The organism is Thalassovita litoralis (genome assembly GCF_900182725.1).
Classification (GTDB): domain Bacteria; phylum Pseudomonadota; class Alphaproteobacteria; order Rhodobacterales; family Rhodobacteraceae; genus Thalassobius; species Thalassobius litoralis.
In genome coordinates, this window is sequence record NZ_FXTO01000010.1 from 1 (window position 1) to 26004 (window position 26004).

At 58.8% G+C, this 26004-nt stretch carries 22 protein-coding genes and 1 pseudogene; 7 read left to right on the top strand and 16 right to left on the bottom strand.

Going from position 1 to position 26004, the window contains the following annotated elements; genetic code table 11:
• Positions 1-204 precede the first annotated feature (204 nt).
• From FN828_RS09540 to FN828_RS09580, 8 genes are all read right to left on the bottom strand, one after another.
• Entirely contained in the window at positions 205-1242 is a 1038-nt protein-coding gene (locus FN828_RS09540) for a zinc-dependent alcohol dehydrogenase family protein (RefSeq protein WP_142493180.1), read from the bottom strand.
• Between the two features lie 119 nt (positions 1243-1361).
• Entirely contained in the window at positions 1362-3356 is a 1995-nt protein-coding gene (locus FN828_RS09545) for a TRAP transporter permease (protein WP_142493181.1), read from the bottom strand.
• 106 nt (positions 3357-3462) lie between these two features.
• Positions 3463-4623, bottom strand: a complete 1161-nt coding sequence (locus FN828_RS09550; protein WP_142493182.1) for a TAXI family TRAP transporter solute-binding subunit — start codon at positions 4621-4623, stop codon at positions 3463-3465.
• A 530-nt stretch (positions 4624-5153) separates the two neighbouring features.
• Positions 5154-6905 (bottom strand): hypothetical protein, encoded by a 1752-nt coding sequence (locus FN828_RS09560; RefSeq protein ID WP_142493183.1) that lies wholly within the window; start codon positions 6903-6905, stop codon positions 5154-5156.
• 331 nt (positions 6906-7236) lie between these two features.
• Positions 7237-8784: a hypothetical protein gene (locus FN828_RS09565; RefSeq protein WP_142493184.1), complete on the bottom strand. Its 1548-nt coding sequence runs from the start codon at positions 8782-8784 to the stop codon at positions 7237-7239.
• Between the two features lie 8 nt (positions 8785-8792).
• Entirely contained in the window at positions 8793-9227 is a 435-nt protein-coding gene (locus FN828_RS09570) for an AbfB domain-containing protein (RefSeq protein ID WP_142493185.1), read from the bottom strand.
• A 19-nt stretch (positions 9228-9246) separates the two neighbouring features.
• Positions 9247-9840: a hypothetical protein gene (locus FN828_RS09575; RefSeq protein ID WP_142493186.1), complete on the bottom strand. Its 594-nt coding sequence runs from the start codon at positions 9838-9840 to the stop codon at positions 9247-9249.
• 39 nt (positions 9841-9879) lie between these two features.
• Positions 9880-10212 carry a hypothetical protein gene (locus FN828_RS09580; protein WP_142493187.1) on the bottom strand — a complete coding sequence of 111 codons (333 nt, stop codon included), beginning with the start codon at positions 10210-10212 and terminating at the stop codon, positions 9880-9882.
• 486 nt (positions 10213-10698) lie between these two features.
• On the opposite strand from FN828_RS09580, the pseudogene FN828_RS09585 reads away from it, so the two are divergent.
• Positions 10699-10896, top strand: a pseudogene (locus FN828_RS09585) (NAD(P)-dependent oxidoreductase); the annotation flags it as partial.
• 104 nt (positions 10897-11000) lie between these two features.
• Here the strand turns inward: FN828_RS09585 and FN828_RS09590 are convergent.
• Positions 11001-11792: an SseB family protein gene (locus FN828_RS09590; protein ID WP_142493188.1), complete on the bottom strand. Its 792-nt coding sequence runs from the start codon at positions 11790-11792 to the stop codon at positions 11001-11003.
• On the bottom strand, positions 11785-12372 hold the full coding sequence (locus FN828_RS09595; RefSeq protein ID WP_142493189.1) for a uracil-DNA glycosylase family protein: 588 nt from the start codon (positions 12370-12372) through the stop codon (positions 11785-11787). The genes FN828_RS09590 and FN828_RS09595 overlap by 8 nt, the downstream gene beginning before the upstream one ends.
• 198 nt (positions 12373-12570) lie before the next feature.
• On the opposite strand from FN828_RS09595, the gene FN828_RS09600 reads away from it, so the two are divergent.
• The 4 genes from FN828_RS09600 to FN828_RS09615 all read left to right on the top strand — a co-directional run bounded on the left by FN828_RS09600 (position 12571) and on the right by FN828_RS09615 (position 18045).
• Positions 12571-13818: a Na+/H+ antiporter NhaA gene (locus tag FN828_RS09600; RefSeq protein WP_142493190.1), complete on the top strand. Its 1248-nt coding sequence runs from the start codon at positions 12571-12573 to the stop codon at positions 13816-13818.
• Positions 13819-14007: 189 nt separating this feature from the next.
• Positions 14008-14667 carry an ABC transporter ATP-binding protein gene (locus tag FN828_RS09605; RefSeq protein ID WP_142493191.1) on the top strand — a complete coding sequence of 220 codons (660 nt, stop codon included), beginning with the start codon at positions 14008-14010 and terminating at the stop codon, positions 14665-14667.
• Entirely contained in the window at positions 14645-16405 is a 1761-nt protein-coding gene (locus tag FN828_RS09610; protein WP_142493192.1) for a capsule biosynthesis protein, read from the top strand. The genes FN828_RS09605 and FN828_RS09610 overlap by 23 nt, the downstream gene beginning before the upstream one ends.
• 143 nt (positions 16406-16548) lie before the next feature.
• Entirely contained in the window at positions 16549-18045 is a 1497-nt protein-coding gene (locus FN828_RS09615) for a phosphomannomutase/phosphoglucomutase (RefSeq protein WP_142493193.1), read from the top strand.
• Positions 18046-18178: 133 nt separating this feature from the next.
• Here the strand turns inward: FN828_RS09615 and FN828_RS09620 are convergent, their stop codons facing one another.
• The 6 genes from FN828_RS09620 to FN828_RS09645 form a co-directional block, all read right to left on the bottom strand.
• The gene (locus FN828_RS09620) at positions 18179-20191 is read right to left on the bottom strand and encodes a M3 family metallopeptidase (RefSeq protein ID WP_142493194.1); all 2013 of its coding nucleotides are present in this window, start codon (positions 20189-20191) and stop codon (positions 18179-18181) included.
• A gap of 56 nt (positions 20192-20247) precedes the next feature.
• Positions 20248-21285, bottom strand: a complete 1038-nt coding sequence (locus FN828_RS09625; protein WP_142493195.1) for a HesA/MoeB/ThiF family protein — start codon at positions 21283-21285, stop codon at positions 20248-20250.
• Entirely contained in the window at positions 21285-21749 is a 465-nt protein-coding gene (gene dut / locus FN828_RS09630; protein WP_142493196.1) for a dUTP diphosphatase, read from the bottom strand. Before dut ends, FN828_RS09625 begins: the two co-directional genes overlap by 1 nt.
• A 54-nt stretch (positions 21750-21803) precedes the next feature.
• Entirely contained in the window at positions 21804-23000 is a 1197-nt protein-coding gene (gene coaBC, locus FN828_RS09635; protein ID WP_142493197.1) for a bifunctional phosphopantothenoylcysteine decarboxylase/phosphopantothenate--cysteine ligase CoaBC, read from the bottom strand.
• A 69-nt stretch (positions 23001-23069) separates the two neighbouring features.
• Positions 23070-23867, bottom strand: a complete 798-nt coding sequence (locus FN828_RS09640) for a ChaN family lipoprotein (protein ID WP_142493198.1) — start codon at positions 23865-23867, stop codon at positions 23070-23072.
• Positions 23864-24742 (bottom strand): RNA polymerase factor sigma-32, encoded by an 879-nt coding sequence (locus tag FN828_RS09645; RefSeq protein ID WP_142493199.1) that lies wholly within the window; start codon positions 24740-24742, stop codon positions 23864-23866. The genes FN828_RS09640 and FN828_RS09645 overlap by 4 nt, the downstream gene beginning before the upstream one ends.
• A gap of 110 nt (positions 24743-24852) precedes the next feature.
• On the opposite strand from FN828_RS09645, the gene cobU reads away from it, so the two are divergent.
• Both cobU and FN828_RS09655 read left to right on the top strand, forming a co-directional pair.
• On the top strand, positions 24853-25374 hold the full coding sequence (gene cobU / locus FN828_RS09650; protein WP_142493200.1) for a bifunctional adenosylcobinamide kinase/adenosylcobinamide-phosphate guanylyltransferase: 522 nt from the start codon (positions 24853-24855) through the stop codon (positions 25372-25374).
• Complete coding sequence (locus FN828_RS09655; protein ID WP_142493201.1) at positions 25371-25943, top strand: histidine phosphatase family protein; 573 nt, start codon at positions 25371-25373, stop codon at positions 25941-25943. The genes cobU and FN828_RS09655 overlap by 4 nt, the downstream gene beginning before the upstream one ends.
• Positions 25944-26004 lie beyond the last annotated feature (61 nt).

Below are 26004 nucleotides of genomic sequence, written 5' to 3' on the forward strand. Positions count from 1 at the left end.
AACACTCTAAACCGCACAAAACAACAGCAGAAACCACCAAATCAAAGCAAAGCAAATCGCCTCAGACGAAAATCAACACAAAACAGAACAGAATCGACCCTCTCATCCCTGTCTAACTAACAGACTCGCCCCCCTTCCCTCCCCCAAAAACCAACACAGGCCCCCAAAAGGGAGCCTGCGCAAATCAAGCAACGTTTGCCCGCATCAGAATGAGGTGATCACCGTTGCGCCGACCGATTGGAATTTGTCCATATCCATCAACGCCTTTGGGGCTTGCGCTATATTGATTCTGTCCCCCACCAAACGGTCCGGCGACAGTTTGCCCGACGCAATCATATCCAGCATTGCGCCATAGCGATGCGCCTGCATCCCATGTGAGCCAAGGATTTCCAGTTCTTTACCGATCACCTTGGCCATAGGCACCTGCGGCGTCATATGTTCCCCCAGCATCAAGCCCACCTGCACATGTTTCCCGCGTGGGCGCAAATTCAGGATCGAGTTGAAACACGTCACCGGATGCCCAAGCGCATCCAGCGAAACATGCGCCCCGCCCCGCGTCAGTTCGATGACTGCCTCGGCAACATCCCCGGCTGCGCCATTAATAGTGGCGACCGCCCCCAGTTCCTTGGCCAGCGACAGCTTTCGGTCATCAATATCTACCGCAATCACATTTGCCCCAACGGCATTGGCAATCATCACCGCAGACAGGCCCACACCACCACAGCCATGCACGGCAACCCATTGCCCCGCGCCAACCCTGCCTTGATCGACCACCGCCCGAAACGACGTGGCAAAGCGGCAGCCCAGACTGGCAGCGGTGGCGAAATCCATATCCTCGGGCAGCGCAACCAGATTCAAATCGGCCTGATGAATTGCCACATATTCCGCGAAAGATCCCCAATGGGTGAAACCCGGCTGTTCCTGATTATGGCAAACCTGCTGATGCCCCGCATGGCATTCCGGGCACGACCCGCACCCGGAAATGAATGGCACCGTCACCCGGTCCCCCGGTTTCCAGTTGCGCACATTTTTGCCCACGGCTTCGACAATACCGGCCAGTTCATGACCCGGCACATGCGGCAATTCGATGTCACTGTCATGCCCCATCCAACCATGCCAGTCTGATCGGCAAACCCCCGTGGCCTGAACCTTGATCACAACACCGTCCACATCCGGGGTTGGATCGTCAAGGTTCACCAATTTGGGGGCTTCGGCGAACTTTTCAAACAGGACAGCTTTCATTGAACGTTTCCTTCAAAACCAATGTGGATTCAGGGTGTTCTACCCTAATCGTTCGCAGATCATAGCCATCCCGCCAAAGGGTCAGCAACGGGTTTCAGACGCGCCAGCGCGGCCTCGGTTTATATACTGGCCTTCTCCCTCTGACCGCCGCGCCACGCATGGCTAAGCGGGATCAGCGACAGGGCAAAGCCCGCCAATGTCAGCGTGGTATGGCCCAGCCCGGCCACGCCCCCGGCGGGGGCCGCGATCATCAAGGCGGCAAAAAACAGCACCACCCGCATAACCGCACCCATCGGCCCCGATCCTAACGGACCCAGAAAGCTGACATAGGCCTGAAACGATGCGGACAGGAACCACACACCGATCAGCGCACAAATCAGGACTACGGTCACCTCCAGCGGGCTGCCCTGGCCGATCAATGCGGGGTTCAGCACGAAAAAGAAGGGAACGATGTAAATCACCCCGCCCAGCTTCATTGCCTCGAACCCGGTGCGCATGGCGCCCGCGCCCGCCATCGTGGCGGCGGCAAAAGCCCCCAAAGCAACGGGGGGCGTGATAAAGCTGACCATGCCCCAGTACAGAATGAACAAATGCACCGCCAATTCGTTCAACCCGGCCTGCACCAGCGCGGGTGCCAGCACCACAGCCAAAAAGATATAACAGGCGGTGACAGTCATCCCCATGCCAAAGATGAACGAGGTCACAGCCCCCATGATCAGCAACATCGGCACGGAACTGCCCGCCAGATGCACCAATTCATTCGCCAGCGGTCCGGTCAGCCCCGTGGCCTGAAAGGCCCCGACAATCATGCCAATCCCCAGCAGCACCGCGACCAGTTCCGCCAAGGTTCGCCCGACCGAGGCAATCACATTCATGAACTCATGCCACGACATGCGGTCTTCGCGGTTGAATTGGTTGACCACCAGCAACAACAACACCGCATAGAAAGGGGCCGTGGTTTCCCAGCGGAACGCGACCATCAGGAAAATTAGCAACGCGAATACGGCGATATACAACCATCCTTCGCGGACGGTCCGGCCCAGTTCGGGCAATTCTGCGCGGGTCATGCCTTTTAGACCACGCCGGGCGGAATAGGCATCAATCTGCATGAACAGGCCGAAGAAATACAACAACGACGGAATTGCCGCCGCCAGCATGATTTCAACATATGGGCGGCTAAGCCACGACGCGATCACAAAGGCCGTGGCCCCCATGATCGGCGGCATCAGAACCCCCCCGGTCGAGGCGCAGGCCTCGGTCGCGGCAGCGTAACGGGCGGAAAATCCGGTTTTTTTCATCGCTGGAATCGACACAGCCCCAGTTGTCAGCACGTTCGAGATGACCGAACCGGACATTGATCCCATGAACCCGCTGGCAAAAATCGACACCTTGGCCGCGCCCCCGCGATACCCCCCGACAAGCGACAGCGCCAGATTATTGAAAAACTTGCCGCCCCCCGTGAATTGCAGAACGGCCCCGAACAGGATGAAGCCAATCACAAGGTTCCCGAAGGCCCGCATTGGAATGCCAAAGGACGCCTCGGACGAGATCATGAAATAGGGTACGACATCGCGGAACGGCTGTGTAAACCCATTCAGCGGATCGGGGACATGTTCGGCAAAGGTGGGATATAGCGAAAACAGCAGCACAATCCCAAACAGTACCAGCCCCCCGGCGCGGCGGGTGCCTTCCAGAATCAGGGCATAGAAAACGATGGACATCCAAACTGCCTGATCCGGCGCGGCATACTCCCATCCGGAATCAAGGCTTTCATTCGCGGTCCATGTAAAAAATCCGGCAACGCCCAGCGTGATCCCCGCCAGCACCCAATCATACCACGGCACCGTGGGCGAGGGCGGACCCCATGCGCGAAAGGTGATAAAGGTCAGGCTTAGAAACAGCCCGGCCAGAAGATACAGATACATCCCTTCCAAAAAGGAAAAGCCCCCCAGCCGGATATTGAACAACTGGTTCACTGCCAGGCCAATCGCCGCCAGCGTGCAGATGATGATCATCCAGCGCGCCGCGCCGGTAAAAATCAACCGTTCTGCTGCACGCTCCGCCTCGATAGCGGCGTCGCCGCGGGCGTTCGAATGGTCTTTGTCTGTCGTCATGGGGCATCCAATCCAATGGGTCCGGCGTCACCGGGCAAAGCAGGTAAAATGGGCAGGGTGTTCGGGCAGGCACAGGACAGGCCCGCCCGTTCAAAGCGTGTAGCGATCAGAAGACGACCGCGAAACCGCCAGCTTTCAACGCCTCGCGGCGTTTGGTGGCCCATGCGTCTTCCCAGTTATCCGGGTTTTCTGCTTTCAACTCTTCCCATGCTTTCATCAGGGCTGCCTGACGCGCGATCAGATTGTCATTATGGGCCTGATCCGCGTCGGTCCATTGGCCGACTTCCTTGTAATACCGGATTGCACCGTCATGATATGGGGCAACCCATTGGAAATCCTGCTTATCCATAGCCCAACCGTTGATGCCCGGTGCCTTGCCTTTGTAGGCATCAAAAAAGACATGCATAGCCTTGGTCATGTTATAGGTCAGTTCTTCGTCCTGAACGTCATAGGTCATCAGAACCGGATAGGCATAGCCCGCCGTTGGCGTGCCGGGCGTGCCGTCAATGGCGGCCCCCACCGTGGCGGTCATCGGGCTAAAGAACGGGGCAATGGCGGCCATCCGTGCCAGACCTTCGGTATTGTTCGGGTCAATCGGCGGCCAGTAAACGCCACGCGGGCTAGAGGCAGCCTCGTATGCGCGGCCCGAGTTGGTCGACGCAAAAGCCGCATCCGTGCTGCCGTCGATCATGCCCTTCCAACTGTCACCGAAACCGCCGAATTCAACGGTTTCCACATCGTCCCACGTCAGCCCGCCATAGGCCAGATAGGCCTCATTATTCACGTTCAGCGACGGGGCGCCTTTGACCAGACTGACGCGCAGCCCCTTTAGGTCAGCATAGGTGAACCCTTCGCATTTCGGTTTGCCCACCTTTTCACAGGCTTCGGCTGCCACTGCCAGCGACAGACCAACGGTGCCGCCATTGTTCGCCGCCAGCACCCGCACCGGCTGCGGCCCCCAGTTTTTCGCACCGAACTGAAAGACGCCTTCTTGGGCCATGAACGAGCCGCCAACACCATTGGCCGAAAACTGCACCTTGCCCTGACGCAGTGGCTCGGTGCGGGCGATGTCATTCTTACCCGGCAGAACCCGCAGGTTCACATTTGCCGCTTCTTGCATCGCTGCACCGATTGCCACCGCCTGATTATACCCCGCCGATCCGGTGCCATAGGCTGTCCACGTCACCTGTGATGGCAAACTTACGTCTTGCGCCGACACTTGGCTTGCCGCGAACACAAGTCCGGCAGTTACAAACGACTTCCACATAGTACTTCCTCCCTGATTGCACCCTTTTATCGTCAGTGCGCTTATGATTGTAGCAACGTTCCCCCAAAGCAGGCGGACCTGTCAATTCCGAGCGAAAGTGACGCAACGTTTCAAAAATAGTGAACCGCTAGGCCATACCCTTGATCTGGTCCCCAAATTCTACGCGAAACATCCACCTGCCCCAGTAAAACAAGCCCTGCGCAACTCGGAGGTTTTATGGGAGGAAAGGTGAGGTTCCGAACGCCATTGAGGCGCTGAATTCGAAAATCCGCCGCGCCGCCAGAACCGTAAGCCAGTCCCAAGCGACGACGACGCGGCGGAATTGATCTATCTGGCGCTCAATACCACATCAGTCGAGTGGAAGCGTTTGGTACGCGATTGGCACGCTGTCAAAAGCCAGCGAGCCATCATGTTCGAAAACAGTTTACCCATGCCCCAACAGAACACGTCAGGCACAAGATACTGCACATTCTCATTCAGACGGGTGAAAAACTTGGCAACGCCGAGGCAATCCCTCCTTCAATTCCGCTTTAGCGGTTTTGCCAAACAACCTGTTGGAAACCGGGAGAAACGATCTGCAACGTGCCATCCAGAGACAGGTTCAAAAGCGAACCCGGAACCGGAACGGCGCTGCTTTGCGGGACAGACCAAAGCTCCGCACCGCTTTTGCTCAACGCAATCAAGCGTCCGTCTTCGTTCATGCGCATCCTGTCGATATCAGCCAGATTCAATCCGGCCGCCTGATCCAGTCCCCAGACATAAGGCATTTCCGCCCGCGCGCCCTTGATGACAAAATTTCCATCCCCCTGCAGTTCCATGTAGCGATTGAGGAATGAATAAAGCTGTTCGCCGTGGACCCGACCTTTGCCCGCCATGGTCGGAATCTTGTCTTGGTTCCGGACGGCAAATACGCGGGTTCCGCGCTGCAACTCCTGCCCCGGCTGAATCCCGTCATAGGTCCATATCGCTTTGCGCGAGGCCCAGACAGGGGGGCCATCGACATCGTCGGAAAAAACGATCAGCGTCCCATCTTCGGACAGCATCATCTCGATGTCGGACAGGGACGGCGATGGGGTAGCCGTGCTCCAGATTTCCTTCATGTTGGTATCATAAACGACAAGCCGGTCTCCGGTGAACGCGACCTTGTCGGCTTTCTGATAATCAACGCCCGGCTGTTCGTTCAGTCCCCAGACAAACATGTGGTCCGAGGCGCGCTTGATCACCAGATTGCCATCGCTCTGATGCATCAGATACATCCCCATCCCGTTGGAATGATAGGGATTGTCCTTGGTCATGTACTGGTTTTTGCCGATATGACCAACATAGGTGCGCGCATCTGCGGGTGTCTCTGTCAGAACCGGCGCAGGCTGTGCGGTTGGCATGACAACGGGTTTCGGTTCCGGCTTTGCAACTGGTTGCGGTTTGGGTTGCACAGCGGCTTGTGTCACGCCATCGGGCAGTTCAGTGCCGCCGATCTTGCAAAAGTACCAGCCCCGGTCCGTCTTGGCCGCGCCTATGCCCATGGATTTCACATGATAGTCGATGCTGAACCACGGACGGTAATGGGTTTCCGACGTCATCCATGTGGTCGGTGCCGAGTCCGCCGCACCTGCACCGGCAAGCCCTTCACCTGCCGAACCAACACCCGGCGCAAAATGCTTCAGCCGGTCACCCAGCCCGTCCATCTTGGCCCCTTGCCATTTGACACCCGGCGCATCGTGTTTACGGCCCTTAGGCATATTCGTGTTACCGTTGGTGCGGGCGTAATACTCGGCCATGAACTGACAGGCCTCGTTCAGCTTGGGGTGCAGAACCAGATCATTGAAGTAAAGCGGAGTGGGATTGTCGTGGTAGATTTTTTCAGGCCCGTTGACACTGGTCACAGTCGGCCCGCTCAGGTCCGACGCGTATTTGTTGTTCTTACGATAGTTCGGATCGCGCCGCCCCAGATTGCCCAACGCCGAGATTTCCCGGCGCATCGCGTCGAGATCGGCTGGGTTCTGCACCTCATTGGGGTAGAACTGCCCGCGAACCGTCGTGGCTGCGACTTTGTGCATCCGCGCTTTGATTTGATCCTCTTCCGGGATCGCCAGCCGTAATGTGACGTTCGGGTTGTTGTCGCCTTGGCCTTCCATCACCAGGAACTTAGCGACGCGCCATGTGCCATGTTTTGAAACGATATTCTTGTCCATCAGCGCAACAATTGCTGTGCTGTTCTTCAAGTCGTTCGACGGTGTCATCCATTTCGCGCCGTATCCGTTCCCGGTATGCAGGCTGAACATGCCACCGTTAGCCGGGTTCGCATGGTTGCTAGTGTCCCAGTCGACTGACACTTCGTAAAAGACGCGATCCCCCCTGATCCGTCGGATGGGTGACGCGCGTCCCGTTCTGCATCAACCAGGTCCCGACATCCTTGGGAATCTGGGTGCCATACGAATAAGTTTTTTCCGTTTCCGTCGACGTCATACCACCCAGCCAAGCCGTCGTTTGGGCCTGAGCCATCGGCCCCATACACAACGCCGCGACAATTACAGAAATCAGGCGCATATTGGGCGCTCCTCTATGAAGTACTGAAAAGGTCCGGCGGGTGTTGTTAATCGCCGGTCACACCCGTCACTGCACGGGCTCTAATTGCCAGACGTCGCCGAAGCCAACGAATTCCGAGGTGTCGATATACGGACGTCCGTCGCCTTCAGCCGGGCAACGGCTGCCATAGGTCGAGATATTGATGCCCTTTGTCGACTCGGACGTGTCTTTGGGCCAGACATACCGGCCATCCGGCGCGATGATCGCCAGTTTCCCTAGGGGAGTCGCCGTCAGGCTTGACCCGCGAACGGCTCCGGACTTGGGAACCGAATACAGGATGTCGCCTTTCCCGTCGCGCAAAGCTAATACGCCATTAGTGCCCATTTCAGCGGATTTGACGCGGTTTCCGAATCCCTTGGCATCAGGCTCTTCGTAAATCGAAGACTCGTAATTGCCCGTCTTAGCATCATTAACAACGATGTTGCCGTCCGAGCCGAGAGCAATCGAATAGAAATCACCATCGGTCAGGTATCTCTTCTTGACGACCAGGGACTGACCCGGCCCGATCGGCGCGCGACCAGTATCCGCCGAGGCAGCAATGGCCTGCGGTTGTGGTCGTCGACGCTGGTTCTGACAGATGGGCGTGTCGAAGTTCGGTTTCGGTATGGGTTGCACTAGACGCGTTGGGGGCGGATTCGGGGCTGGCGATGGGGTCGAACGAGTCTGTGTCAAAGTCGGCGACGGCAGCAACTGGATCGGCTGGCCCATCTGCGGCGAACAACCGGTAGCTCCACGCGTGCGGATGATACCGTCGCTGTAAAGATACTGACATCGCTTTAGAACCCGCTTGTCGCCCGTCGCCGGGATCGGGTCGCCATATCTGCGAACGATATATGGCGGATCGGCCGGCACTTTCCGACGCCGGGCGGGATCTGCATTGGCCTGACCGCGAGTGCCCGTTTTGTCAGTGGAACAATCAAAGCCTCCTCGCGTTCTCACCGTGCCGTCGCTGTAAAGCGTCTGGCAGGGGTTGAGCACGGTCTGATCCCCCATCGGCGGAATCGGATCGCCGTACTTGCGGACGGGAACCGGAGGCGTGGAGGGCACAGCTCGCCGCGGTTTCGTTTGAGCATTTGTCACCGTCGGCTGGAGCGGATAGCAATGATTGCCCGACCACCAAGTCATCCCCTGTGAACGTTCTGTGGTCACGCCCTGTTCCTGCCACCGAAGCGTGACCGTTGTTGTCTGGCCATACGTAACGTCATGGCTTTTCCCCGGCCCAAGCCGGAATCTGGTTGCCAGAACACCGTCATTGAACTGGCGAATCTCCAGCGTATAGGGATGCCGGTTCACCACCCGGTAGAATTTGAGCACCTGACCTGACGCATTTGTCATGCCCTGCGTACAAAGAGGATCAGTCTGAGCGGCAACCGGACTGGCGGCCAAGGTGCCAAGGGTCATGATCGCCGTACCAAAAAAGACGGACCGGACCCAACCAACCGCCGGTCTCAACACATTCAGGCGTGGGAATTGCGAAAGCATCGGTCGACTCCAATTCATCCTACGTTGGATTTTCAGAGCCGAACGCCGGTTCATCAGGCGTCCGGTCAAAATGTTTTGCACACCAATGGTCAATGCGAACGTCATTGTTCAGAGAACAAGTCAAATGTTGCGTCGCGCCGCTCCAGACTGGACGAGTCCGCGTTTATCGGATCAAGCGTCAGCGCATAGTTCTGGTGACGCAGGAACTGGCCCGGATAAACTGCGGATTCAAAGCTGGCCAGCCGCACCGGGAGTTCGGAGACCTCCCAGGGATTGCGCACCTTAAACACCGAGGCCTCGGTCGCATTTTCCGTGAAAATCGCACCATCTTCGTGCGCGGTCAGGAACCCGAAATCCAAGGCGCGGAAGACAACGGTATCTTCTCCCAGGACATAAAGTTCGAGCTTCGCCGCATAGCCCGGTCCGCCAATCCAAGCCGCACCTTCGTTCGAGGTCACGAAGAAATCGGTGTCACTCAACTCTGCCGTTTCGCGAACCTCGTCGTTGACCGAATAGGCGCGCAGATAGATAGCCATCACCGGCTCGGGGGGAAGATCAATCGGGTTGGTCCCGGCTTTCGTCTATTGCGGCGTATCGTTCAATTCCGAAACTTGCGCTGGTCTCGTTCAGGCCCCAAACATAGCCTTGATCCGCCGTGTAAACGACGAGGTTGCCGTCATCTTGGAAGACGAGCTGGCACGCTCCGTCCGGGGATGGGTAGGGCACATTACGCTCAATCCGAAAAATACCATCTTCCGACTCGTTCTCTACAATCTGGGCCGGAGAGTCGTTGAATCGGGCGTTGCTTTGATCTGCCGGAGGCGGTGGCGTATTGGCTACCGGGTTATCGACCGGAGTCGATGTACCCGCGCCGGGATTGCCAGCAGGCGCAGGGGCAGGGGCAGGGGCAGGGGCAGGGGCACCGCCGATCAAAATCTGCGCCGAGTCCAGTCTGCTATCGTTCTTGCAAGCATCCACATGCGTCACGACGATCCGGTTGATCCCCGGAGCCATGAATTCGCTCAGATCCCCCGTAGCGGTATTTTTGAGCGTGACATAGCTGCCTTCATCCACGATGCCTGCGGGATATCTGTCATTGAAGACGGTGGCTCGGGCGCCATCGTCCAGACCTTCGAATGTGATCTCCACTTAAGGCAGGGGCGCGGTTTCGGGGATGCGGATAAAGGTCTAAAAATACGTGTAATTCACGGCTTTCATGCAATTATCACGCCAGTTTTCCCCCGGTATCTCCGACGTTCCGGGGCCGCCGAAACCGATGATCTCGGGGTCTGGTGCCGCCCCCCAGCCTGTATCGTCGGCCATCGGGATATCGGCCCATTGATAATTGTCCAGAGCGCCGGGGCTGCTCAGATTTACGTCCAGCATTTTGACCGGCAGTCCCATGTGCATTTGCCAAGGCGTCCGGCCAAACGGAAGTTCTGGTACGTCGGCGCCTTGTCCCCCACCGCCGTTGCAGGCGACTGTGCCGTCACCGCTGTCCATCGGTCGGTCAGACACCATTTGTTGGTCCGCGGGGGCTTCTGGTTCTTCCCACGGCTCGATCAGGACTCTTTCAAGCAGGATCGCTTCGTTCGAACTGGAAACATCCCCCGTAGCGACACCGCCGCAACCGATCCTTCGTGCCCGTCAGACAGGCTAAGAATGCTGTTGGTTCTAATGGTCCTCGGGGTCTGACCGAACTGTGGTTCCACGTCGGTAGTGATCCGGGAGATAAGCCGAAGTTTCCAAAAGCCTTTGTTTTCAATACGTCAATTTTCCAAGAAAACGTACTCTGGCGCGACGATGATAGCTTTCACATTCAATTTCAAGCAAAAGTATTTCTCATAACCCAAATCGGAAACGTCAAGTTGTTGCTTTCGACCGCCCCGATCGAAAGTGCCCTCCAATGCGGCTAACCCGGCAATCCGGCCATCATTGCCGGCGGGTTGACCTTCATTCTGCCATCGTTGCCAATTTTATAGCCGTAATTCCCCAAGGGGCTGGACTGCAAAGCTGGATGCGTTCCGCGTTGCCCCCCTGCCTGCGGATCACCCCTATTGGGCGCACCCCAAGGTGACGGTCACGCCCCACATCGCTTCGGAAACCCGCCCGGAAACCGCGTCCGAGGTGATCGTCGAAAACATCCGGCGCAGCGAAGCAGGCGAAGAGCTATTATTCCTTGTGGATCGCGATTTAGGATACTGATCCAACCGCTTCTTTCTGATCCCAAATACTCCCGCCGGAGGCCCGGAAAATTACAAATTTTCCGGTCAAAATTCTTTGCAAGAATTTTACCCCCCCCTTGCCCATCAGCGCAGGATCGGTGGTTTGGCCGGGTCTGAACCGGGGGCCGCGCGTCCCAATTCCTGTGCCTCTTGCGGTTGGGGCAGTTCAAAATGCAGCCCCCATTTTGCCAGCGTGGCCGCCATCGCATCGCTGGCCCGCACGAAACTGACATCCAGCGCCCCGGCCTCGATCCCGGAAAAAACCAGCGCCTCGGACACAGCTTTGGCCAGCGCACCTTCGGCCCCCGGAATCGCATCGACAAAGGCCAACAGGTGCGTGCGAATGCCATTTTCATAGATCACCCCCACCAGATAGGCACTATGGGCCAATCCGGCGGCCGTAGTCAGTTTTGCGTCCAGTGCGCTCAACAGGTTTTCTGGCATCCCGACCGGCGGCATGACGTCCTGAATTTTCGCTTCGGTTTCATCCGGGGCATTGCCCAGCGTGTCATGCAGCCACCCAATCGCCTGCGGTGGGATCAGGATCGAGGACGGGGCGACCTCCAGATTCAAGCCCAGCCCCATGCCCTGCTGCGCCAGAAGGCTGGCGATGATCCGCCCGGACAGCGCCGCATAGGGCGCGGATTTACCGACGAAATCGGCCAGCCGTTCCTCTCGGTCGAACACCAGCACGAATCCTGTGTCTTCGACCTCGAACACCTCGGGGGAAACATTTTCGTTCACGGGCTCTTCGGTCAGCAGCAGGAACAATTCGCTATCGGCCAGACGTTCGTAAAACCGCAGGCGGGCGGCATCGTCGGACTCGTCCGCGATCATCGCGGCATGGGCCAGATCCAGGGGTGTTTGCTCAGTCATTCAGAACCCTTTGAACATGCTGGCGCAGTTCGGGGATCAGCTCGGCCTCGAACCACGGGTTTCGGCGCAGCCATGCCGTATTGCGCCACGACGGATGAGGCAAGGGAAAAACGCCCGGCGCATGATCCCGCCAGCGCCGAACGCGATCTGTGACGCTGATCCGCCCCCCCAGATGAAACGCATGGGCATAGCCGCCTACCAAAATGCGCAGCGGAACAGGCCCAAGATCAGCCATGACCTTCTGATGCCACGTCTGCGCACACAGCTTGGGCGGCGGCAAGTCCGACCCTTTGGCATCATAGCCCGGAAAACAAAACGCCATCGGTACAATTGCGACCCTGCCCCGGTCATAAAACGTATCGCGATCCAGCCCCAGCCAATCGCGCAGCCGGTCCCCCGAAGGATCATTGAACGGCAATCCGCTTTCATGCACCCGCATTCCCGGCGCCTGCCCGGCAATCAGCAAACGCGCACCGGGACGGAACCAGACCACCGGATTGGGCCGGTGCCGGGTGGCGGTTTGCGCGAAACGATCCGCACACAGGCGGCAGGCGCGTATCTGATCGGGCAGCGGTGTCATACACAAAAGATATATCCACAAGGCAAAGGGATCAAACCTTCGTCCAGAAACCACCTGCGGGGTATCTGACAAAGCGCTTCGTTCATTTCAGCGTGAAAAGACGCAATTTCCTTGCGCTTGGTCCGGCTTTCGGTTGCCGAATTGTAGTAAATGCCATAGTCCTCGGCTCACTTGTGTACAATAGACGACGGGGCCTGCATGTATCGCGTTTGGAATTTTCTCACCAATTACTCGCTCTTGCTGATATTCGGTGCATTGATTGCGTTGGTATGGGCCAATGTGAATCCTGGCAGCTATCACCATTTCGTTGAAATGCCGCTGTGGGAAAACGCCCCGATTGGACATTTGCACGATGGCCACCGTACGCTGACGCTGCATTATCTGATCAATGACGTGCTGATGGCGTTGTTCTTTGCCATTGCCGCCAAAGAGGTATGGGAGGCCGTGATCCTTGATAACGGGTCGCTGCGTGGGAAAAAGGCCGCAACGCCCTTGATCGCAACCGCCGGTGGGATGCTGGGGCCGATTGCAGTATATCTGGCAATGGCGCTGTTCATCTGGCCCGATACGTTCAACGACGTGAAAAACGGCTGGGCCATTCCGACGGCAACCGACATCGCCTTTTCCTATTTGGTGGGGCGTCTGGTGTTTGGCGCGGGCCACCCGGCTGTGCGTTTCCTGTTGTTGCTGGCGATTGCCGACGACGCGGCAGGGCTGATCATTCTGGCGATTTTCTATCCCTCGGCGGAACTGGCGCCGGTCTGGTTGCTGTTGTCGCTGGCCGCAGCGGTTGCTGTTTTCGTGCTGTTCAACTGGCTGCCACGTCGGATGGACCGGGGTAATCAGGATCGTCCGAACTCTACTTGGGTGCGCCAAAACATCAGCTTCTGGCCCTATCTGATCGCGGGCTGCATCAGCTGGTATGGGTTCATGCGGGCGGGGATTCACCCGGCTTTGGGCCTGCTGCCTATCGTGCCGACCATCCCACATGCCGACCGCGCTTTTGGTATCTTTAGCGAGGCGGAACAATACCTGTCGGACCTGCTGAACCATATCGAACATGCGCTGAAGCATCCGGTTGAAATCATCCTGTTCTTCTTTGGGTTAATGAATGCTGGCGTGGAGTTTTCCGCCATTTCGGAACCGACATGGCTGGTGCTGGGCGGCCTGCTGATCGGCAAGCCGGTGGGCATTCTGGTCATGGGCATCATCGGGGCGCATGTGCTGCGCTTCGGCCTGCCGCAAGGGATGCGCACCATTGACCTGCTGGTGATTGGCTGTGTCGCCGCGATCGGCTTTACCGTATCGCTGTTCGTGGCTTCGGTGGCGTTCCCCGGCGGGCCGGTGCAGGACGCCGCGAAAATGGGGGCGCTGTTCAGCTTTGCCGCAGCGGGGGTCTCGTTGCTGGCCGGAATGATGTGCCGGGTACAAAAGCAGCAGCTATAACCCCCTGATCACATCAATTTTTTGCGAAACCGGTTCCGTAAGGGGCCGGTTTCTGCCTTTATGGGCCTTAATTTCGACAAGAAGAATTGCAATCTTCTCTTTCGATCTGATCGACGGACCATAAGCGGTATTAAACCGGACGTAAGACAAGACCGTTATCAGTAAGGCAGAGCAGAACCGGAGCCAGTGATGCTGGAGTTCGAAAATGTCAGCAAGTCCTTCTGGACGGGAACCCAGCGCAAGGTGATCCTTGAACGCGTGTCTTTTCGCGTGGAACTGGGGCAGTCGCTGGGCATTCTGGCCCCGAACGGCACCGGCAAAACCACTTTGATCAATATGATGGCCGGGCTGGAAAAACCGGACGAAGGCCAGATCCGCCGCGAATGCAACGTCAGCTTTCCGCTGGGTTTCATGGGCGGGGTCGTCAGTAAGCATTCGGCCGTGGAAAACAGCCGGTATATTGCGCGGCTTTACGGTCTGGACCCCGATTATGTCGAAGCATTCTGCCGCTGGCTGTGCGGTCTGGGCGAATATTTCGATCAACCCTTGGGCACCTATAGCTCTGGGATGAAATCGCGGTTTTCCTTTGCCCTGATGCTGGCGCTGGATTTCGATCTATACCTGATCGACGAAGGGATGCCGGGATCAACCGACGTCGAATTCAACCGCAAAGCCGGGGAAATTCTGCGCGAACGATTGCGCACGACCACTGTCATTATCGTATCACACCAACCCGCCACGCTGGAAAAATTTGCCCGCTCGGCGGCTGTTCTGATGAATGGTAAACTTCACATGTTTGATACCTTGGAAGAGGCGAAGCAGCTTTATGACTACGAAACCCAAGGCTAAGAAATTCCGCATTCGCCGCAGCCAACCGCTTTCGATGGGGGGACATCCCGTTGGGCATCCCAGCGGGGCTACTGCCCCACTGCGCGCTGTCACACAGCCCGAGCCAGAAGCGCAAGAAGCCCCGCGTCCGGCAGCAGAATCAGTGCGCCGCCACCTGTCCGCCGTGCGCACCGATCCGCAGCCCCAACCGCACCCCACCGCGGGCGCAGATGTGCCGCCACAACCGACCGATACACCACAGGACGATCCGGTGGCGACCGTGGCGGAAACGGCATCCCCCCGGCAGGTATCAGGCGAAAACACTCTGGATCAAATCCGCCGCGAAGGGCTGACAGGCCGTCAGTTGCGCATGGCCCGCCGGGTCGCGCAAAAACACGGGCTGGCCCCGACTTCGGATTTCGATGCCGTGCGATTGCTGCGCGCCAAGGGGATTGATCCATTTCAACGCTCGACCATGCTGGAACTGGTGGTGCCGCAGGACAACGCCCCGGTGCCGTCCAACGAACATATGGTGCAACTACCCCAAACGGTCGAAGTAGAAAAGCGCCTGCCCTCGACTCAGGTCGGGGTGGACGGGATCAGCCCCTCTGATCGGCGTGCGCAGGAAATTTCTGAAATTCAGCGCGATATTGCCCGGCGCCGACGCCGCAAATCAATGTTGCTGCTGTCCCGGCTGGCGTTCTTTGTATTTCTGCCAACGATCTTGGCCGGATGGTATTATTTCACCGTGGCAACGCCGATGTATGCCACCAAATCCGAATTCCTGATCCTCGAAGCGGATGCCGTGGGCGGCTCGGCGCTTGGGGGGCTTCTCAGCGGCACCCAATTCGCCACCAATCAGGACGCCATCGCCGTTCAATCCTATTTGCAATCGCGTGATGCGATGCAACGTCTGGACAGCGATATCGGCTTCAAGACACATTTCAGTCAGGACTGGATCGACCCCATTCAACGGCTGGAACCCAATGCGTCGGACGAAGCGGCCTATGGCATCTACAAGAAAAACGTCCAGATCGGCTATGATCCGACCGAAGGCGTCATTCGCATGGAAGTCATCGCCGCAGACCCCAAGATCAGCGCCGCCTTTTCAGAACATCTGATTTCTTATGCCGAAAAGCGGGTGGATGACCTGTCCCGCCGCAAACGCGAAGATCAGATGAAAGAAGCCCGCTCCAGTCTGGAAGAGGCCAAGCAAGAACGCCGCGAGGCGCAGGTGCGGCTGGTTCAACTACAAGAAGGCACGTTGCTGGACCCCGAAGGCGAAATCGCCAGCATCCGCTCCCTGATGAACAATGTGGAACTGCAATTGCAGGAAAAAGAGCTGCAACTGCAAACCCTGCTCAACAACGCCCGCCCCTCGCAACCGCGCGTGGATGCACTGCGAACTGAAATCCGTCTGCTGGGCGAAGAGCTGAGCAAGCAAAGCGCCCGTTTGACACAGGCCACCAATGGCGGCACGTCGCTGGCCGCAAAAGCCGCGCAAATCCAGATCGCACAGGCCGATCTGGCCACCGCTGACCTGTTCCTGCAATCCGCCCTGCAAAATGAAAAGCAGACAGCACAAGAAGCCAACCGCCAGGTCCGCTACCTGACCACCAGTGTCAGCCCGGTTCCACCGGATGACCCCACCTATCCACGCGCGTTCGAGAACACTTTGCTGGCGTTCCTGATTTTTTCCGGAATCTACCTGATGTTCTCGCTCACCGCGTCAATCCTGCGCGAACAAGTGTCCACCTAGTCCGGACCACGGGACGTCCGAATTACAGGCAATCGGCGCAGACTGACCAAGGAATGCGTCGCATGGCTGTTGTATTCGGTATCCATACTCGGGCATACCTGTTGGTGGTTCAAAATCCATTCCGTTTCTAGAAAGAGGTCAACGTGACCAAACCAAATTATAACGTCACCCCCAATACCTGGGATTTTCTGAAAAACCCAATGATCAAGCCAACTGGGTTTCGCGAATATGATGCCCGCTGGAAATACCCCGATGAAATCAACCTGCCCGGCATGACGGCTCTGGGTCTGGGGATCGGCACCCAGATGCGCAAACACGGGCTGGACCCGGTGATTGCCGTTGGTAACGATTATCGGGACTATTCTTTGGCGATCAAAAATGCGCTGATCCTTGGCCTGATGCAGGCCGGTATTCAGGTGAAGGATATTGGTCCCTGCATCACCCCGATGGCTTATTTCAGCCAATTCCATCTGGACGCGCCCGCCGTGGCGATGGTGACGGCCAGCCACAATCCGAACGGCTGGACCGGGGTAAAGATGGGGTTCCAACGCCCGCTGACCCACGGCCCCGATGAAATGGCCGAACTGAAAGACATCGTTCTGAACGGTCGGGGCGAACCGGCCCCCGGTGGCGCCTATGAATTCGTCGATGGCGTCTGGGATGCCTATATGGACGATCTGGTCGGTGATTTCAAAATGACCCGCAAGTTGAAGGTCGTCTGCGCCACCGGCAACGGCACCGCCTCGGCCTTTGGTCCGGCGCTGTTTGAACGTCTGGGTGTGGACATCGTGCCCAGCCATAACGAACTGGACTACACCTTCCCCAACTACAACCCCAACCCTGAAGCGATGGAAATGCTGCATGACATGGCTGCCACGGTCAAAGCCTCGGGTGCGGATTTCGCGCTTGGCTTCGATGGCGACGGCGACCGCTGCGGTGTTGTAGATGACGAAGGCGAAGAGATTTTTGCCGATAAGGTGGGCGTCATCATGGCCCGCGATCTGGCCAAACTTTATCCCGGCGCGACCTTCGTGGCCGATGTGAAGTCCACCGGCCTTTTTGCCTCGGACCCCGAACTGCAAAAACACAACGTCAAAGCCGATTACTGGAAAACCGGCCACAGCCACATGAAACGCCGCGTTCACGCTCTTGGTGCTTTGGCAGGCTTTGAAAAATCCGGCCACTACTTTTTGGCCGAACCGATCGGGCGCGGCTATGACGACGGGATGCGCGTTGCCGTTGAAATCTGCAAATTGATGGACCGCAACCCGGACATGTCCATGTCCGACCTGCGCAAGGCGCTACCAAAAACATGGTCCACCCCCACCATGTCGCCCTTTGCCGCGGACGAGGAAAAATACGACATCCTTGATCGCATCGTGCAAAAACTGGTCGCCAAGGCCGACGCAGGCGACAGTTTCGCAGGCAAACCCATCAAAGAGGTCGTCACCGTTAACGGTGCCCGCGTGATCCTTGAAAACGGCTCTTGGGGGCTGGTGCGTGCCTCCTCCAACACGCCCAATCTGGTTGTGGTCTGTGAAAGCAGTGAAAGCGACGCGGAAATGCGCGCCATCTTTGACGAACTGAACACCGTTATCCGCACCGAACCCGGTGTCGGCGATTACGACCAAACAATCTGAACAGGCAAAAGGCCCGGCACATCCCGCCGGGCCTTTTCTCATTTCGGCTTCTTTCTGATTGAAAATACTCGGGGGGTGAATGGCCGCAAGGCCAGAGGGGGCAACGCCCCTGCCCCGCCCGCCGCAGGCGATGTTACGCCAGCAACCCACGCCCTTTCAGCAATGCCTCAACACCCGGCATCCGGCCCCGGAATGCCGTGTACAGCGCCTCGGCCTCTCTTGATCCGCCCGTGGACAGGATATTCGCCTCCAGTGCCCGCGCCGTTTCGGGGTCGAACGCATCACCCGCTTCCTCGAAGGCCTCGAACGCGTCGGCATCCATCACCTCGGACCACATGTAGCTGTAGTAGCCACTGGAATAGCCATCACCTGAAAACACATGCGCGAAATGCGGCGTCGCGTGACGCATCGCAATTTGCCGCGGCATCCCCAACCCGGCCAGCACGTCCCTTTGCATCGCCATCGGGTCCGCCGGGGCCGCGCCACGGTGAAACGCCAAATCCACAAGGGCCGAGGCCACATATTCCACCGTCTGAAACCCCTGATCGAAATTGGCCGCGCCCAGCACCTTTTCCAGCATGGCTTGCGGCATCGGCGCGCCGGTTTCGGCATGGGTGGCGAATTCCGCCAACACCTGCGGCACCTCCAACCAGTGTTCATATAGTTGCGAGGGCAGTTCGACAAAATCACGCGCCACGGATGTCCCCGAGATGCTTTCATAAGTCACATTCGACAGCATCTGATGCAGCGCATGACCGAATTCATGGAACAAGGTCCGCGCATCATCATAAGACAACAATGCCGGATCGCCCTTGGCAAAGTTACACACGTTGATCACCACCGGGGTTTGTACTTTCGGGAATTTCGCCTGCGCCCGCATCGCGGAACACCACGCGCCAGACCGTTTCGATCCCCGCGCGAAATAATCCCCAATGAACACCGCCACATGCTCACCGTTCCGCGTGACCTCCCACGCGCGACAATCGGGATGGTACAGCGGCACATCCAGCGGCGCGAATTCCAGCCCGAACAGGCGATTGGCACAGGCAAAGGCCGCCTCGATCATCCGGTCCAGTTGCAGGTAGGGTTTCAACGCCGCCTCGTCCAGATCGTGTTCGGCCTTGCGCCGCCGCGCGGCATAGTAATGCCAGTCCCATGCCTCCAGATCGCCATTGATCCCATCTGCGTGCATCATCTGTTCCAACACGGCAGCATCCGCTTCGGCCCGCGCTTTGGCCGGTTCCCACACCGCCATCAGCAACTCCTCCACCCGCTCGGGGGTCTTGGCCATCTCGGTGTCCAGCTTGTAGGCCGCAAAACTGTCGTATCCCAACAAGGCCGCCCGCTCTTGCCTCAGGGTCAGAATGTCCGCAGCGATGCCCCGGTTATCCGTATCGCCCCCATTCGCCCCACGCGCAACGAACGCCTGATACGCCCGCTGCCGCAAATCACGGCGTGGCGAGAATTGCAAAAACGGCGTGATGATCGACCGCGATAGCGTCACAACCGGGCCATTCGCGCCTTTCTCCTGCGCTGCGGCCCGCATCGCGGCCACCACGAAATCGGGCAGCCCTTCCAGATCATCCTCGGTCAGTTCCATGAACCAACTGCGTTCATCCGCCAGCAGGTTCTGGGTGAACTGCGTCCCCAACGTTGCCAGACGGCCCTTGATCTCGGCCATCCGGACATCCTCGGCCCCGTCCAGTGCCGCCCCGGCCCGCACGAACCCGCGATGGGTCAGCATCAACACGCGGGCCTGCTCGGGCGTCAGGCCCAATTCATCTTTGCGCGCCCACAGATCGGCAATCCGCGCAAACAGCGCCTTATTCGATGAAATCGCCGCATAATGTGCCGCCAGCCGTGGCGAAAACGCGGTTTGCAACTTCTCGCGCTCGGGGGTGCTGTCCGCGCCTGCCACGGTGAAAAACACCGACAACACCTTGTCCAGCGCCTCGCCCGCCGCCTCCATCGCTTCGACCGTATTGGCAAAGCTGGGGGCATCCGGGTTATCCGCAATGGCAGCGATTTCCGCAGAATGGGCTTTCAGGGCATCCTCGAACGCGGGGGCAAAATCCTCGTCCCGGATTTCCGCGAAAGGGGCCAGTTCAAAGGGCGTGGTCCAGTCGGACAACAACGGGTTGGTCATTGCATATCTCCTTTGGGGAAACAGGTAATGACACCCCGCCGGATCGTCCAGTGCGCCTAATGCGTTTCCCCGCAGATCGGGCAGTCGCCCCGTTTTTTCAGCGCGATCTTGCGAGTTTCACCCCACAGCGCGTCATAGATCAGCATTTCCCCACGCAGCGGCGCACCCGCCCCGGTCAGCAGCTTGACCGCCTCCACCGCCATCATGGTGCCGATCACGCCCGGCAAGGGGCCGATCACCCCGGCCTCGGCACAGGATGGGGCCAATCCCGCCGCTGGGGCTTGCGGAAACACACATTGATAACAGGGGCCGCCAGTGGCGGGGTCGAATACGCTGATCTGGCCTTCCCATTGCGACAAAGCACCGGAAACCAGCGGAATACCCCGCGCCACCGCCGCCGCATTTGCCATATAGCGGGTGGAGAAATTATCGGTCCCATCCAAAACCAGATCGTAGTCCGCGAACAGTTCAGCCGCCAGTTCCGGGGTCAGGCGGCGCCGATAAGGCCGCACCGTTACGAACGGGTTCTGCGCCTCCATCGCCTTTTGGGCGGAAAACACCTTGGGCATTCCAATCGCCGCATCCGGGTGGATCACCTGCCGTTGCAGGTTGGAATTGTCGACCTCGTCATCGTCAATCACGCCAATGGTGCCCACCCCCGCTGCCGCCAGATACAGCAGCACCGGCGATCCCAGCCCCCCGGCCCCGATCACCAGCACGCGGGCGTTCTTCAGCTTTTTCTGTCCCTTGCCGCCAATTTCCCGCAACACGATATGGCGGGCATAGCGGTTCAGTTCGACCTCGGAAAACGCCCCCTGCGGGGCCGGGTCGGTCACCGGCGCAACGCGCCCCCGCAACCAGCGCAGGCCGATACGGTACAGCTGCACCAGCCCCACAAAGCCCCCCAGCAACAGCCACGGCGCGGCACTGCCCCCGGTGCTGGCCCGCAGCGGATGCGCATCAGGCAACAGCAGGTGCAGCCCGACAATCGCCAGCCACAACAGGCCCAGCATAATCGCCCGCACCCGCTGCGGCACTTTCAGCACCACGCCCATGCCCCACAATGCGGCGGCCAGAAACAGGATCAGCGCCATCAGCCCCGCCCGGTCGACCCAAAACCGCCCGCGCCCCGATCCGTATCGGTCAGCGCCTCTACAACGGTAAACCGCGCCTGCACCACCGGGGCCACGATCATCTGAGCGATGCGATCACCGTGTTGAATCTGAAACGGCTGATCCCCGGCATTCATCACGATCACCCCCAGCGGCCCGCGATAATCACTGTCAATCGTGCCGGGGGAATTGGGCAGGGTAATCCCGTGCTTCAACGCCAGCCCTGACCGGGGTCTCACCTGCACCTCGTATCCCGCAGGAATTTCCAACCGCAGCCCGGTCGGGATCAACGCCCGCGCACCGGGGGCCAGCACCATGCCATCGGCCCGCAGGTCCGGCCCGAAATTCGCCCGCAAATCAGCCCCCGCCGCACCTTCGGTCTCATAAGCAGGCAAGGGCAAATCGCGATCCGCCTCTTCTGTCCACAAAAGCGCGACAGTCACCATGACACGATCATCCCTTCTTTCTGATTCCAAATACTCTTGCCGAAGGCATCCGCCTTAGCCGCGCAATGCCCCGGCGATCCGGTCCGCCAACCGTTCCGCCACCTGCGCCTTGCCCATTTTCGGCCAATCTTCGACGCCTCTATCACTAATGATATGCACCGTATTGTCAGCCCCGCCAAAGGTGCCGGTCCCCACGGACACATCATTCGCCACGATCCAATCGCACCCTTTGCGCAACCGCTTGGCCGTGGCATTGGCGATCACGTCATCGGTTTCCGCAGCGAACCCCACCACCAGCGGCGGGCGGCCTTCGGTCATCTGGCTGATTGTGGCCAAAATATCGGGGTTTTCGGCAAAGCTCAGGGTCGGTAACGCGCCTTTTTCCTTTTTCATCTTCGATGTCGCTTCTTGCGCAACGCGCCAATCGGCCACGGCGGCGGCAAACACAGCGGCATCGGCGGGCAGAGCGGCCTGTACCGCATCCAACATCTGTCGGGCGGTTTCGATGCGCACCAGTTGCACCCCTTCGGGGGGCGGCACATCGGCGGGACCGCTGACAAACACCACCTCGGCCCCCAATGCCACCAGCGCCCGCGCGATTGCCGTGCCCTGCGCCCCGGATGATCGGTTCGAGATGTAGCGCACCGGGTCGATCGGTTCTTGCGTCGGCCCCGAGGTTATGACGATCCGTTTTCCTTTCAACGGCCCGTCAGACAGCGCCGCCTCGGCTGCGGCGACGATTTCCAACGGTTCAGACATGCGCCCCGGACCAAATTCGCCACAGGCCATATCGCCCGCATTCGGGCCAATCACGGCAATGCCATCCGATTTCAACGTGGCCAGATTGCGCTGGGTGGCCGGGTGTTCCCACATCCGCACATTCATTGCGGGCGCGATCATCACCGGCGTATCCGTCGCCATCAACAGGGTCGAGGCCAGATCATTCGCCTGTCCCCCCGCCATCTTTGCCATCAGATCAGCGGTTGCAGGGGCCACGATCACCAAATCAGCGCTGCGTGACAGTTGAATATGGCCCATTTCCGCCTCGTCCGTCAGATCGAACAGGTCGGTATGCACTTTTACCCCAGCCACGGCGGAAATCGTCAATGGGGTCACAAATTCGGCCCCCGCACGCGTCAGCACCGGGGTTACACTGGCCCCGCGTTCACGGAACCGGCGGATCAGGTCCGGTGTCTTATAGGCGGCAATACCGCCGCCTATGATCAACAGGATACGCTTGTTCGCAAGCATTGCAGCCCCCTTTGTCAGATCGGGCTGACACTAGGCATTCGGGCGCAAACTGACAAGCCTGCCCGTCAGTTACCGAAACGCCTTGCAGGGGTCTTCGCGTGGCGTCTTGGGGGCGGATAACACCATGTCAAACGCAGGATCGGCGGTGTCGTCCTCCTCGGTCTGGCCCAGTGCGAACATCACCGCATCCGGACGGACCCGGTGAATGTAGCTGGGAACCCCCCAATCCTTGCGGGCATGGCCGTTGCCCAGAATGATCGCCACCGGCCCGCCGGTTTCCTGCAACGCCTGCACAGCCACCCGCGCCAGTGCTGCATCACGCAGGCGTTGACCATCCACCATCACCGGCAACATCGCTTCGGGTAGCGCATCGCAATGCGCCTCCATCTGCATCTTTTCGCGCTCTTGCTGCTGTTCTTTGGGCAGGGGGGCGGACAGCCCATAGGCGGCAGCCTGTTCCCCGAACCATGTCGCAATACCCTGCTTTAATGCCTGCCGGGCGTCATCACGCGGGACGCCCCCGCCATAGATGGCCGCCGCGGGGGCTGCTGCGAAGACCGGGAAATACATCCCGAAATCCGGCCATCCGGTATTGGCCCAGCCCACCGCGGTTTCCAAGACATCGCGCTCCCGTCGCGCCTCGGGCGTGGCGCTGGCGGCCTGTTTGGCGGTCAACATTTCAAACACCAGCGCCTTGGGGGCGATCTGCCCCACGAATTCGGCCTGACGGGCGTGGTGATCCGGGTTGTCGTGGATTTCGCCCAACAGAACGATTTGCGCGGCTTTCATACCCTTGGGCATGGGTTGCGCCCATGCAGAAGCCGCCGCGACAAGCGCAGCGGCACAGATTACGGTAAACGTCTTCATGACAGTAGTTCGTGAACCTCTTCAGAACGATTTTCAAGCTGCTTACGCATTTTAGCAAAAGCTGCCGCTTCCAACTGGCGGACCCGTTCCTTGGACAGGTTCAGCTCTTGCCCCAGCGATTCCAGCGTGCGGGCGGGGTCCCTTAGCTTGCGTTCTCTGATGATAAATTGCTCGCGCGGGTTCAGGGCGCCAATAGCTTCGACCAGCCAATCGCGTAGCGTCTGCCTGTCGTGGCGTTCTTCGACAATTTCCGAGGATTGCGCCCCATCATCCTCTAACGTGTCGATCCATTCGCGGCCCTCATCCTCGGATGATTGGGTCGCGTTCAGCGAAAAGTCCGACCCCGAAAGCCGACCTTCCATCATTTCCACATCATGCAACGGCACACCGATTTCCGTGGAAATTTTGTGCCGCATCTGGTGGCGGTCCAGTTCTTCGCCCCGCGCCATCGCTTCGCGCTCCAGCCGGGCCTGCACCCGACGCAGGTTGAAAAACAGCGACTTCTGCGAAGACGTGGACCCCGTGCGCACCATCGACCAGTTGCGCATCACATAGTCCTGAATGCTGGCCTTGATCCACCACACGGCATAGGTGGAAAATCGCACGCCGCGATCCGGGTCAAACTTGTCTGCGGCCTTCATCAGGCCCAGCCCCGCCTCTTGGATCAGGTCATTCATGGGCGCGCCATAGCGTTTGTATTTCGCCGCCATTGAAATCGCCAACCGCATATAGGCCGTGATCAGGCGATGCAGCGCCGCCTCGTCCCGCTGATCCCGCCACGCATAGGCCAGCTTCAATTCGGTTTCAGCATCAAGCAGTTCCGCCTTCATCGCAACCCGCGATAAGGACAGTTCGTTCGGATGATCCAGCGCCATGACACCCTCCAGACTGAGTGCAATGTTACATTTCCGGTGCCTCTTTTTGATTAGGCCTTGTAATGATACGCACCACAAGACTGTTTGGTTCACAAAAAGGTGTGCAGAAAATGCTTGATAAACTGACCCTAGTGTTGGGCGGGGCCGGATCGGGCAAATCCCTGTGGGCCGAAACGCTGGTGCGCAACGCCGGAAAAGACCGAATTTATCTTGCGACAGCAAGGGTTTGGGACGATGAAATGCGCCAAAAAGTAAACCATCACATCGCCCAACGCGGCCCCGGCTGGACCACGATCGAAGCCCCGTTGGATGTTACAAGCGCCTTGGCACAAGCCCGACCGGATCAGGTGGTTCTGTTGGATTGCGCGACGATGTGGCTGTCCAATCATCTGCTGGATGAAACCGATCTGGCCACCGAAGAAGCCCGTTTTCTGACCGCTCTGTCCACCTGCACCGCCCCGGTCGTCGTTGTCTCGAACGAGGTGGGCCTGTCCGTCGTCCCCGATAACGCGCTGGCCCGCCGGTTCCGCGATGCACAGGGGGCGCTGAACCAAAAGCTGGCCGCACAGGCCGGGTTGGTGGTGGCGGTCATGGCGGGCCTTCCGCTGACGCTGAAAGGAACATTGCCATGAGCCGCTTTTTCTGGGTTCGCCACGGCCCCACCCATGCCAAAGCTATGGTGGGCTGGACCGACCTGCCCGCCGATCTGTCAGATACCGCACTGCTGGGCCGTGTGCGGGATCACCTGCCGGACAATGCCCTGATCATTTCATCGGATCTGGTGCGGGCAGTTGACACCGCCACCGCGATTACCGGGGATCGACACCGCCTGCCGCATGATCCGGCATTGCGGGAAATCAATTTCGGCGCGTGGGAAATGAAGCGCTACCATGAAATCGACGATCAGGATCACGCCCGCGCCTATTGGGAACAGCCCGGCGATATTCACCCACCACAGGGCGAAAGCTGGAATCAGGTCCGCGCCCGTGTTGATGGCGCGGTGGATCGTCTACTTGCCCAATATCCGGGGCGCGATTTCGTGGCTGTTACGCATTTTGGCGTGATCCTGACACAGGTCCAAAAGGCGCTGAACATCCCGGCGACGCGGGCGTTTTCCCATAAAATTGACAACCTGTCCGTCACCGAAATCCGCCTGTCAGACGGGCAGTGGCAAGCCGCGTCAATCAATCATCTTCCGTGATATATACCCCCCACAACAATTCACTTTTCCTGATATCACACTCATTCTACGCTGCGCCCAT

Coding starts and splice junctions, on each gene's coding strand:
- FN828_RS09540 (WP_142493180.1), bottom strand. CDS start 1,242: ATGAAAGCTGTCCTGTTTGAAAAGTTCGCCGAAGCCCCCAAATTGGTG.
- FN828_RS09545 (WP_142493181.1), bottom strand. CDS start 3,356: ATGACGACAGACAAAGACCATTCGAACGCCCGCGGCGACGCCGCTATC.
- FN828_RS09550 (WP_142493182.1), bottom strand. CDS start 4,623: ATGTGGAAGTCGTTTGTAACTGCCGGACTTGTGTTCGCGGCAAGCCAA.
- FN828_RS09560 (WP_142493183.1), bottom strand. CDS start 6,905: ATGTTCAGCCTGCATACCGGGAACGGATACGGCGCGAAATGGATGACA.
- FN828_RS09570 (WP_142493185.1), bottom strand. CDS start 9,227: ATGGCTATCTATCTGCGCGCCTATTCGGTCAACGACGAGGTTCGCGAA.
- FN828_RS09580 (WP_142493187.1), bottom strand. CDS start 10,212: ATGGTGTCTGACCGACCGATGGACAGCGGTGACGGCACAGTCGCCTGC.
- FN828_RS09590 (WP_142493188.1), bottom strand. CDS start 11,792: ATGACTGAGCAAACACCCCTGGATCTGGCCCATGCCGCGATGATCGCG.
- FN828_RS09595 (WP_142493189.1), bottom strand. CDS start 12,372: ATGACACCGCTGCCCGATCAGATACGCGCCTGCCGCCTGTGTGCGGAT.
- FN828_RS09600 (WP_142493190.1), top strand. CDS start 12,571: ATGTATCGCGTTTGGAATTTTCTCACCAATTACTCGCTCTTGCTGATA.
- FN828_RS09605 (WP_142493191.1), top strand. CDS start 14,008: ATGCTGGAGTTCGAAAATGTCAGCAAGTCCTTCTGGACGGGAACCCAG.
- FN828_RS09610 (WP_142493192.1), top strand. CDS start 14,645: ATGACTACGAAACCCAAGGCTAAGAAATTCCGCATTCGCCGCAGCCAA.
- FN828_RS09620 (WP_142493194.1), bottom strand. CDS start 20,191: ATGACCAACCCGTTGTTGTCCGACTGGACCACGCCCTTTGAACTGGCC.
- FN828_RS09625 (WP_142493195.1), bottom strand. CDS start 21,285: ATGGCGCTGATCCTGTTTCTGGCCGCCGCATTGTGGGGCATGGGCGTG.
- dut (WP_142493196.1), bottom strand. CDS start 21,749: ATGGTGACTGTCGCGCTTTTGTGGACAGAAGAGGCGGATCGCGATTTG.
- coaBC (WP_142493197.1), bottom strand. CDS start 23,000: ATGCTTGCGAACAAGCGTATCCTGTTGATCATAGGCGGCGGTATTGCC.
- FN828_RS09640 (WP_142493198.1), bottom strand. CDS start 23,867: ATGAAGACGTTTACCGTAATCTGTGCCGCTGCGCTTGTCGCGGCGGCT.
- FN828_RS09645 (WP_142493199.1), bottom strand. CDS start 24,742: ATGGCGCTGGATCATCCGAACGAACTGTCCTTATCGCGGGTTGCGATG.
- cobU (WP_142493200.1), top strand. CDS start 24,853: ATGCTTGATAAACTGACCCTAGTGTTGGGCGGGGCCGGATCGGGCAAA.
- FN828_RS09655 (WP_142493201.1), top strand. CDS start 25,371: ATGAGCCGCTTTTTCTGGGTTCGCCACGGCCCCACCCATGCCAAAGCT.